General features: G+C 66.3%; 4 protein-coding genes and 1 pseudogene. All 5 read right to left on the bottom strand.

The window, feature by feature from the left end; genetic code table 11:
- Positions 1-510, bottom strand: a pseudogene (locus EOA27_RS25160) (molybdopterin molybdenumtransferase MoeA); the annotation flags it as partial.
- Positions 510-989, bottom strand: coding sequence for a cyclic pyranopterin monophosphate synthase MoaC (gene moaC, locus EOA27_RS25155; protein WP_126082663.1), 480 nt, complete (start codon positions 987-989; stop codon positions 510-512). The pseudogene EOA27_RS25160 and the gene moaC, both read right to left, overlap by 1 nt.
- 2 nt (positions 990-991) lie before the next feature.
- Positions 992-1804, bottom strand: a complete 813-nt coding sequence (gene trpC / locus EOA27_RS25150; RefSeq protein WP_127257521.1) for an indole-3-glycerol phosphate synthase TrpC — start codon at positions 1802-1804, stop codon at positions 992-994.
- Positions 1805-1808: 4 nt separating this feature from the next.
- Positions 1809-2819 (bottom strand): anthranilate phosphoribosyltransferase, encoded by a 1011-nt coding sequence (trpD, locus tag EOA27_RS25145; protein ID WP_126082665.1) that lies wholly within the window; start codon positions 2817-2819, stop codon positions 1809-1811.
- A partial coding sequence (locus EOA27_RS25140) for a peptidyl-prolyl cis-trans isomerase (protein ID WP_127257519.1) occupies positions 2816-4173 on the bottom strand: 1358 nt, incomplete at its 5' end. The genes EOA27_RS25140 and trpD, both read right to left, overlap by 4 nt.

Genomic DNA, 4173 nt, shown 5'->3' with positions numbered 1-4173 from the left:
ATTCAAGGCAGGGTGGTTGGCAGAAGCCGCCAGCGAAAGGGCCGCCGCGTCGAGCACGCGACCATTTCCGAGCAGCACGTCGCCCTCGCTGAAGTCGAGCCCGCGGCGCCGGACATTGCGTGCTTGCGCGGTCGGCTCCGTCACCTCGATCCTGCCATTGCCGAGGTCGCGGACGTTTTCCTGGATGACGATGGTGTCGGCGCCTTCAGGCAGCGGCGCGCCGGTGAAGATGCGCACGGCCTGGCCTTTGCCGACGGTTCCGGAGAAACCGCGCCCGGCAGGCGCCATGCCTATCACTTCCAATTGCGCTGGCGCTGAAGCGACGTCGGCGGAACGCGCGGCATAACCATCCATCGCGGAGGCGTTGAAGGGCGGCTGCGTGCGCAGCGCCACAACCGGTTCCGCCAGGACCCGCCCGGCCGCGTCCGCCAGCGGAATGCTTTCGCCCGGCAAAGGCGCTGCGCCGTCGAGCAGGCGCGCGAGCGCTTCGGCGACCGGTACCAGCGCCATCAGGCATCCGCCTTGTAGTCACCGGATTTGCCGCCGGTCTTCTCGACCAGCCGGACACCGGAAATCACCATGCCGCGATCCACCGCCTTGGCCATGTCGTAGATGGTGAGGCAGGCGACCGAGGCGGCGGTCAGCGCTTCCATCTCCACGCCGGTCTTGCCGGTGACGCGGGCGAGCGCTGTCACCTTGAGGCCGGGCAGCGAATGGTCCGGCTCGATCTCGACGGCCACTTTGGTCAGAAGCAGCGGATGGCAAAGCGGGATCAGCTCATGCGTCTTCTTCGCTGACATGATCCCGGCGATGCGGGCGGTGCCCAGCACATCGCCTTTCTTGGCGTCGCCGGCCAGAATCATCTCCAGCGTTTCGGGCCGCATCGAGACAAAGCCCTCGGCGATTGCCGTGCGGGTCGTCTCGGCCTTGTCGCCGACATCGACCATGTTGGCTTCGCCCTTGGCGCCGAGATGGGTGAGGGCGGGCATTCTCAAACCGCCTCGGCCGCTGCCTTGCCTGTCAGCAGAAGCTTGGTCGCGGCAGCTACGTCCGCCTGCCGCATCAGGCTCTCGCCGACGAGGAGAGTACCGATCTTGCTCTTCTCCAACCGGCGGCAATCCTGATGCGTGAAGATGCCGCTCTCGCTGACCAGCAGCCGATCCGCCGGCACCATGGCGGCCAGGCGCTCCGAAACGTCGAGGCTGGTCTGGAAGGTTCTGAGATCACGGTTGTTGATGCCGATCAGCCGCGAAGACAAAGTAAGCGCGCGCTGCATTTCATTCTCATCATGCACCTCAATCAGTGCGTCCATGCCGAGTTCGAAGGCGGTCGCTTCAAGCTCGCTGGCCAGCGCGTCGTCGACGCTCGCCATGATGATGAGGATCGCATCGGCGCCCCAGGCGCGTGCTTCGTGGACCTGATAGGGATCGAACAGAAAATCCTTGCGCAGGGCCGGCAGGCGCACCGCTGCGCGCGCGGCCGTCAGGAATTCCGGAGCGCCCTGGAAAGACGGTGCGTCGGTCAGCACCGAAAGGCACGCGGCGCCACCTTGCTGATAGGCCTGCGCCAATGACGGGGGGTCGAAATCGGCACGGATCAACCCCTTGGAAGGGCTGGCCTTCTTGATTTCGGCGATCAGCGCGAAGCTCCCCGCTGTTCGCTTCGCCTCGAGCGCCGCCAAAAAACCGCGCGTCCCACCGGCATCCTTTGCGCGCGCCTTGAGCTCGGCCAGCGGTATCTTCGCCTTCGCCGCCGCGATCTCTTCGCGCTTATAGGCTTCGATCTTGCGCAGGATGTCCGACAAGGCCTTATCCGTTCGAAATCTCGACGAGCTTGTCCAGCACCGCGAGGGCGCGGCCACTGTCGATCGCTTGCGCCGCCGCCGCGATGCCGTCGGCAAGCGTCGTCGCCTTGCCGGCCACAACCAGACCGGCGCCGGCGTTCATCAGCACCGTGTCGCGATAGGCGCCGGCGGCGCCACCCAACATATCGCGCAGTTGCCTGGCGTTGTAGGCCGCGTCGCCGCCGCGTAGCTCTTCCTTGGTGTGCCGCTTCAGCCCGACGGCTTCCGGCGTCAGGGCGAAGGTGCGGATCTCGCCGCCGGCAAGCTCCGCAACCTGCGTCTCGCCCGTGGTCGTGATCTCGTCATAGCCATCGCCATGGACGACCCAGGCGTGCTCGGCGCCCAGCGCCTTCAGCGTCTCGGCCACCGGCATGATCCATTCCGGCAGGAAGACGCCGACCATCTGGCGGCTGACGCCGGCGGGGTTCGACAGCGGTCCGAGCAGATTGAAGATGGTGCGCGTACCGAGCTCGACCCGGGTCGGCCCGACATGCTTCATCGCCGGATGATGCGCCGGCGCGAACATGAAGCCGACGCCGGCCTCATGGATGCAGCGGCCGATCATTTCCGGCGAGATATCTATTCTGACGCCCAGCGCCGTCAGCACATCGGCGGAGCCGGTCAGCGAGGACAGGCCGCGATTCCCGTGCTTGGCGACCGGCACCCCGGCGGCGGCGATGACGAAGGCCGAAGCGGTCGAGATGTTGACCGAGTGCGAATTGTCGCCGCCGGTGCCGACGATGTCGATGGCGCCCTGCGGCGCCTCGACACGCAGCATCTTGGCGCGCATCGTGGCGACCGCGCCGGATATCTCGCCCACGGTCTCGCCGCGCACGCGCAGCGCCATCAGGAAGCCGCCGATCTGGCCGGGCGTCGCGTCGCCCGACATGATGATGTCGAACGCCTCGCGGGCTTCCTCGAAGGAAAGCGCGGTGCCGGTGGCGACCTTGGCGATATGTGTCTTCAGCGCGCTCATCGTGTCTGTGCTTGCGAAACGGCGTTCGGATCGATGCGAACGTCATATTGCGACTGCAGTTGCGCCACCAGCTGGTCGAGCAGGTCGTCGGACATGCCGGCGCCGAAGGATTTCTGCGCCTCGTCCGGCACCGTGCTGCCGTCGGCGCCAGCCGGCTCGAAGACCTCGGCGACCTTGAACAGGATCTGGCCGTCGCCGGTGGGCGAGGGGATCAGGCCGGTGCCGCCTTCGCCGACTCCGAACATGGCGGCGGCACCCTCCTTGCCGAAATCGGCATCGTCGGCTTCGCGCTTCAAGCCGCGCTTGGTCTGTTTGTCGAGCTTGAGCTCGCCGGCGATGACGTCGAGCGTGGTGCCGGCCTTGAGGCGCTTCTCGAGCTCCTGCGCCTTCGCGTTGAGCCGCTTGTCGGTCTCGGCTTCCGTCCAGTCGGCCACGACCTTCTTGCGGACCTCATCCAGCGTGCGGTCGCGCGCCGGCGTGACCGACTGCACCTCGTAGAAGACGAAACCGTTGTCGGCGGTCGTCAGGCCTTCATTCTCGGTATTGGGCTCGGCCGCGAACACCGCCTTGATGAGATCGGCCGATTGCGGCAGGTCGTTGACTACGGTGCCGTCCGGCCGCTGGCCGGTGCGGTCGATAGCGTCAATGGTGACGACCTTGAGCTTCAGCTTGTCGGCGGCCTGGGCAAGCGAGGCGCCCGAGGCGCGGGTGTCCTCGTAGCTGTCATGCACGTCGAGCAGGATGCGGCTTGCCTCGCCGAGCGCCAGGTCCTTGCGGATCTGGTCGGACACTTCCGAAAGCGGCTTCACGACCTGCGGCTTGATCTCCGTGACGCGCAGGAGCACGGGACCGAAGGCGCCCTGGACGACCTGGCTTACCTCGTTGGCATTGAGCGAGAAGGCCGCGTCGGCAACCGCCTTGTCGGCGATCTTGTCCCTGGACAGCGTGCCGAGCAGCGTGTCGGCCTGCGTCTTGCCTTCGGCGGTGACGAGCTTGTCGAAGGTGGCGCCAGCCTTCAGCGAATCCAAAGCCGCCTTGGCCGCGTCCGGCGTCTTGAACACCAGCTGCTCGATGGTGCGCATCTCGGGCGTCGTGTAGCGCGCGACATTCTTCTTATAGTCGTCGCTGACCTGCTGGTCGGTCACCGCGGACGGATCCGCGATGTCCTGCGGTTCCAGCCGGACATAGGAGAACTTGCGGTATTCCGGCGCGGCGTAGTTCTTCTTGTTGGCGTCGAAATAGGCGTTGAGGGCGCTGGCGGACGGCGCCTCGATCGGCTGCACCAGCGTTTTCGGCAGCACCAGATAGTCGATCGTGCGGTCCTCGCCGCGGTAGAGCGAGACCGCCTTGAGGA

This window comes from Mesorhizobium sp. M2A.F.Ca.ET.037.01.1.1, from assembly GCF_003998075.1.
GTDB lineage: Bacteria > Pseudomonadota > Alphaproteobacteria > Rhizobiales > Rhizobiaceae > Mesorhizobium.
The sequence above is the reverse complement of the archived record's forward strand: the minus strand, read 5'-3'. Positions and strand labels throughout refer to the sequence as shown.

Coding starts and splice junctions, on each gene's coding strand:
- moaC (WP_126082663.1), bottom strand. CDS start 989: ATGCCCGCCCTCACCCATCTCGGCGCCAAGGGCGAAGCCAACATGGTC.
- trpD (WP_126082665.1), bottom strand. CDS start 2,819: ATGAGCGCGCTGAAGACACATATCGCCAAGGTCGCCACCGGCACCGCG.